6 protein-coding genes and 1 pseudogene are annotated in these 4,785 nt (G+C 56.6%); 3 read left to right on the forward strand and 4 right to left on the reverse strand.

Annotated elements, in window-relative coordinates:
* The 3 genes from RTI30_RS12545 to RTI30_RS12555 form a co-directional block, all read right to left on the reverse strand.
* Positions 1-219 (reverse strand): replication initiation protein (locus RTI30_RS12545; protein WP_312283912.1); only part of this gene is annotated, 219 nt, incomplete at its 3' end.
* A 201-nt stretch (positions 220-420) separates the two neighbouring features.
* Positions 421-702 (reverse strand): ribbon-helix-helix domain-containing protein, encoded by a 282-nt coding sequence (locus tag RTI30_RS12550; RefSeq protein ID WP_312283913.1) that lies wholly within the window; start codon positions 700-702, stop codon positions 421-423.
* A 16-nt stretch (positions 703-718) separates the two neighbouring features.
* Positions 719-1,381: an AAA family ATPase gene (locus RTI30_RS12555; RefSeq protein ID WP_312283914.1), complete on the reverse strand. Its 663-nt coding sequence runs from the start codon at positions 1,379-1,381 to the stop codon at positions 719-721.
* Between the two features lie 169 nt (positions 1,382-1,550).
* On the opposite strand from RTI30_RS12555, the gene RTI30_RS12560 reads away from it, so the two are divergent.
* The 3 genes from RTI30_RS12560 to RTI30_RS12570 all read left to right on the forward strand — a co-directional run bounded on the left by RTI30_RS12560 (position 1,551) and on the right by RTI30_RS12570 (position 3,641).
* Entirely contained in the window at positions 1,551-1,742 is a 192-nt protein-coding gene (locus RTI30_RS12560; RefSeq protein WP_312283915.1) for a hypothetical protein, read from the forward strand.
* Entirely contained in the window at positions 1,739-2,083 is a 345-nt protein-coding gene (locus RTI30_RS12565) for a hypothetical protein (protein ID WP_312283916.1), read from the forward strand. Before RTI30_RS12560 ends, RTI30_RS12565 begins: the two co-directional genes overlap by 4 nt.
* Positions 2,084-2,348: 265 nt before the next feature.
* Complete coding sequence (locus RTI30_RS12570; RefSeq protein ID WP_312283917.1) at positions 2,349-3,641, forward strand: hypothetical protein; 1,293 nt, start codon at positions 2,349-2,351, stop codon at positions 3,639-3,641.
* Between the two features lie 937 nt (positions 3,642-4,578).
* Here the strand turns inward: RTI30_RS12570 and RTI30_RS12575 are convergent.
* Positions 4,579-4,785, reverse strand: a pseudogene (locus tag RTI30_RS12575) (transposase); the annotation flags it as partial.

The following is a 4,785-nucleotide window of genomic DNA, read 5'->3' on the forward strand; positions in this document are numbered from 1 at the left end:
GTTGGCGTCTTCCCACGCAAGGGCTGCGCCGGGCCGATCCACGTCGAAGATTGACCACACGCGCAGGTGTGGCGGGTTGGCTTGGATGTAGGGCTTGGTCAGGGCCTGCTCGAGGCTACGAATGCGCAGGCCCGCGCTTAAGTCATCGGCGCAGTAGGGACGGCGCGGCCAGCGGGCCGGGTCAAAAAGATCAAGTTCAAGCTGATCGTGTGCGTGCACGGCGTTGATCCCCTGCTGGCAGGGACAAGCCATGCGCGCCGCACGCCGGCGCGACTACAATTGCTGTGTCGGTCCGGTAAGCGTTCGGCATAGGTTTCTCCCTTCCTTGTCCAAATGCCCCGCGACGGTGTTTGCACCACCATCCGGGCGACGCCAATTCTAGGCCCCGCTTTCCTCCGGAAGCGGGGCTTTTCATTGCCTTCACGATGACCCGTCACGGTGCGAGCCGTCCACGGTGATGCCGCGTTCCATGCCCTGATGGATGGCCAAATTGATGACGGCCGCGCGGCTGAGGCTTAAGCGTTGGGCCAATTCATCCACCCGTTCCAGCAACGGCTGGGCAATCGTCAACGTGATCTGGATCTTCTTCCCTTTCCTGACGTACTTGGGTTGCCGCTTCTGCGGCATATCGCCCGCCGCGTCTGGAGCGGCGGCGATGAAGTCGTCGGCGGTCGGCCTCTTGATCGGTTTGGTAATCGTCATGGGAGTTTTCTTAGGATCAAAGAACTTGTTTTGGATATGAAAAAAGCGCCGAAACAAGGGAATTGAGCTCGTCGCTTGCTTTGCTGTCTTGTGGCTTGAGTTCAAGCACGGACAGGCCAGCGCCCGCAGCGTTGGCGAAGGCCTTGCGGCGGCGTAGCGGGGTGGGCAGGTATTCGAACTGCGGCACCTCGGCCACGGCGGCAGCAGCCTCGGCGTTGTCGGTGGAGTGCTCGCCAGGATCGGCGCAGTTGAGCACGGCAAAGCATCGCAGGCCATCGCGCACGCTGCGCGCCTCATCAACCAGGGCGGCAATATCGTTGAGCGCCCACACGTCGTAGCTGCGCGGCTGAAAAGGCACCAGCAGCACATCAGACAGCACAAGGGCTGCGCGCAGCGCGGTCGAATCACGACCGCCTGCGTCGATGATGATGTCCTCGAATTTGGCTGCCTGCTGCTGCACCTGCGCCCGCAAAGTCACTCCGTCCGGGTAGGTCGCGCAGGCAATGCCCGGCGTATGCCCGGCCTCGGCACGGATGCGGATTGCCGTCTGCGCCGTGCCTTGCCGGTCGCCGTCGATGAGCCACACATCACGCCCGGCCAGCGCGCGAGCGATGGCCAGATTGACGGCAATGGTCGTTTTGCCGACACCGCCTTTGGTGTTTCCTACGGTGAGGATCATGTTTTATGGAACCGTTTTACTATGAAAACAGTTCCTATTGTAGTGATTTCGATCGCCGCTCAACACTCTCCAGCACGCGCGCGATGATTGCCTGATGGCGGCTCGCCTGCCTTCACTTTGGTCGATCAGGAAACTACAGTGCCGCGGGAGTTTGTGAAGGAGCTATGAGATGGAACAAACCTTGTTCGATGATCTGGTGCAAAGCCTGAAAGAGGCCCGGGCCATTGCGCATGGGGAAATGCCGGGATTGCAAGATCAGCGCACCTTGACGAGCAGACGCATGGCGGGCCAGGACGATTTGTCAACATTTGTGGGCGCGCCCCATAGCGTCAACACGGTAGCCAGGAAACCAATGCCATGATCTTTCTTGTTGCGCTAGGCCTGCTTCTGGCCTTTGTGTTGGCGGCAATTGTGATCGCTGGGCGTATCTTGCTCATCGCCGTGTTGTTCGCACTGGGGGTGACGTTGGGCATCCTGGGAGCTTTGGTCTCTTTGGCTGTCGGCGTCGGCGTGATTGCCGGGGCTGCTGTCGGCAGTGCGCTAGGTGGTCACAACCCTTTTCTGGCGATTCTGGTGGGATTGATCGTGACGATCCTGACGACCATGGGGATGTTGCGGCTGATCCTGCGGGAGATCATGGGGTTTCCACAGAGGGTTGCGAGGATCAAGGCCAAATTGACCCGTGCGCGTCTCACAACTTAGGAACATCATGCCAATCCGACCAGAACCTCGAACCTACCGTTGCCCCAAGTGCTCTTGGACGAAGACCGTGGCACCGTTGAGCGACGCTTTATTGGAGGGAAAGGATGTTTTTCGCAAATGCCCGAAGTGCGGGCAAGCTCCGCTGGAAGTTTCGACAAGCCGTAATGCCACTTCTTGGTTAAAGAGGACCATTCTGGGCATCAAATAGTCGCTATGAAAACCCATCCAACCAAATGGAAACTGAATCGGTCTTGAAGGGAACCCCATGGGCATCACAACTATTGCATTAATCGTCTCTGTCATCACCGCCTTGGTTGCGGTGCTCCTCTTGCGCAAGAGGAGCACCGCGAGATCGCAGGAGCAGAGCAAGGGCACGACCTACCCGAGCGCCGGGAGCGCCGTTGCCGTGATCGAGCAGGAAGCAACGGCACCGATGGCTGCCGCCATCCATTTCGGGACGGATATCTCCAATCCTGCAGTCACCCTAAGGCCGCTTCCTTTGTCTGACCTGGATGCGGTGGCCAAGACTCAGCCGATGGAACCTTCCTTGGGAGTGGCAAGCCGTATTTCTTCGCTCATGCAGGCTGCGCCGTCACTACTCGTGGCCGAAGCTCACCGAGGTCGCCAGCTGATGGAGGTAGTCATTGACGGCAAACTGACGCGGGCCGCAGACGGAAACGGGTGGCGGGCATTTAGTATGGGCGAAAAAGGCATCAAGGAACATGCACGACTCTTTGAGACGAAAGACCTCACGACCCTAGTCAACGCTGCTGCAGTGTGGCAATTGGCATCGGTGGTCGTTGCGCAAAAGCACATGGCTGATATCAGTCAGAAGCTCGACGAAATCAAGGATGCAGTGAACAGCATCAGCGACTTTCTTGAAAGTGGTCGGCGCGCGGTCATCCACGGCACCTACCAGTATCTGCAGCAAGGCTATGAGGCGCTCAGCCAAGGGGAGCTCCCCCCCGCCATCCGCAACGAACTTGAATCCTGCGAGCGAGATTTACTGGCGGTACAACACCACCTCCTGGCTAATATCAAACGTCGGGTTCAGGAAACGCCAAGAGATGACGATACTTTCGGAACTGAGAGCCTGTACAAGAACAGTGTCAAGAAGTACCGTGAGATTGAACAGATCGTAGACGACCTGAAGGTTTGCTCGATGACTCGTGCGTTAGCGTGGTATGTCTTGAGTCTCTACCCAGGTGAGCAGGCACTGAAAGATGCCAGATGCGAGAGCATCAAGCAGGGGCTCGCAGAGCTCAAGAACTTGCAAGACTTGGTCCAATATCAAGCCATAACGGACAGCGAGCGCTTCAAGGCTTTTTGGAACCGTAATAAGACCCTAGCCACCCGAAAAAAAGAGGTGCGCGACAAAGCTGATGAGGTCCGAGAAAAACTCGAAGTAGTTCGCGCAGGAACCATCTCCCAGCTAGAGACATCGCAAACGATGCTGCTTGAGCGTGACCACCCCACTCAGCTCTTTGTTGAGCTCATTGATGGCAGGGTTTCCCAGGTTCGACAGCGTGAGTTAGTTGCCACATCCGCCGTATTGTGATCGGTGCCATCGGCTGCGCATTGCCGGAGTCGGCCCTTTGCCTACGCCCCATGGGGTCATGCCTTATTCAACGCGTGTGGACTGCAAGGCCTGACTGCCTCTGACGAGCCCTCACATTGCACCACGCACGCGTCCATGCTCCCGCGCATCCGTCGGGATCGCCGAATCCCTCCTTAGGGTTTTCGCGGTTGCCTAATGTTCAAGTTCAGGGGCGCGCCACTTGATGCGCGCCCCTTGGAGCGCAATGTTATGCAGCGATGGCAAGCCTTGGCCTTTGATCCATTGCATACATCGTAGAGTTGCTCCGACGCCCGCAGTTTGGACAGCGCTTGCTTGCCAGCCAAAGATCAGTTGGAAGCTTGCCAAAGCGGTTTTCGTAAAGAGCGCATGTATCGCCCCACGCCTTTTTTAGATTTTCCTCGTCTTGTTTACCACGCATTCCAAAATATGGGAAATGATGAAGAAAATAACCAAAATAAGCTTGGCAATCTTCTTGATATTTCTGAGTGTCCAAAATATGGAAATGCCAGAAGTCATCTACTAAAGAGGAAGGAACGACGGCTGCCTCTGGATTTTCTTTGCAAAGAACCAAGTATTTCTCGTATTCGGCAGCTACACGTTTTGTGAACTCAAGAGTCCAGCCCAAACCTTCCTCTTTATCCATGACCTTCACCATAATCGGTTCCAAGTCTATGCCGGTCAAAGTATTTTCGTTCATTGCGTTACCTCGTTGTTGGTTAAAAAAAGCTGCGTAATGCAGTGTATTCCGCAAACTCCACAAAATAAACTGGCCCGTGCGGGATAATCTGGCCATAGCGTACGGGGGTGTCAGGATTTTTGTGTTCGAGGCGCTGGGAGACTTGTCCACGGCGGCGGCGTCGCTTGCGACGAACGCAAGCCGCGGTGGGCAAGTCGGTCTACATCTTACGCAAGCCCCCCTGGCATAGCGTTCGGGGTACAGGATGGCAAACTGGTTCATCGCTTGCTTCCAGTGGAGTGAAGCCCTTTCCCACTCGTGCGTGATGTTGCGCAGAGCCAGCCAAATCAGCTTGGTGGCCGCCTCGTCGCTGGGGAAGTGGCCTCGGGTTTTGATGATTTTTCGCAGCCTGGAATTGACGCTCTCGATGGCGTTGGTGGTGTAGAT

The sequence above is a fragment of the Candidatus Igneacidithiobacillus taiwanensis genome, from assembly GCF_031962545.1.
GTDB classification, from domain to species: domain Bacteria; phylum Pseudomonadota; class Gammaproteobacteria; order Acidithiobacillales; family Acidithiobacillaceae; genus Igneacidithiobacillus; species Igneacidithiobacillus taiwanensis.

What these genes read in the sequence shown, in the direction of transcription:
- RTI30_RS12550 (WP_312283913.1), bottom strand. Translation starts at nt 702, where the DNA reads ATGACGATTACCAAACCGATCAAGAGGCCGACCGCCGACGACTTCATC.
- RTI30_RS12555 (WP_312283914.1), bottom strand. Translation starts at nt 1,381, where the DNA reads ATGATCCTCACCGTAGGAAACACCAAAGGCGGTGTCGGCAAAACGACC.
- RTI30_RS12560 (WP_312283915.1), top strand. Translation starts at nt 1,551, where the DNA reads ATGGAACAAACCTTGTTCGATGATCTGGTGCAAAGCCTGAAAGAGGCC.
- RTI30_RS12565 (WP_312283916.1), top strand. Translation starts at nt 1,739, where the DNA reads ATGATCTTTCTTGTTGCGCTAGGCCTGCTTCTGGCCTTTGTGTTGGCG.
- RTI30_RS12570 (WP_312283917.1), top strand. Translation starts at nt 2,349, where the DNA reads ATGGGCATCACAACTATTGCATTAATCGTCTCTGTCATCACCGCCTTG.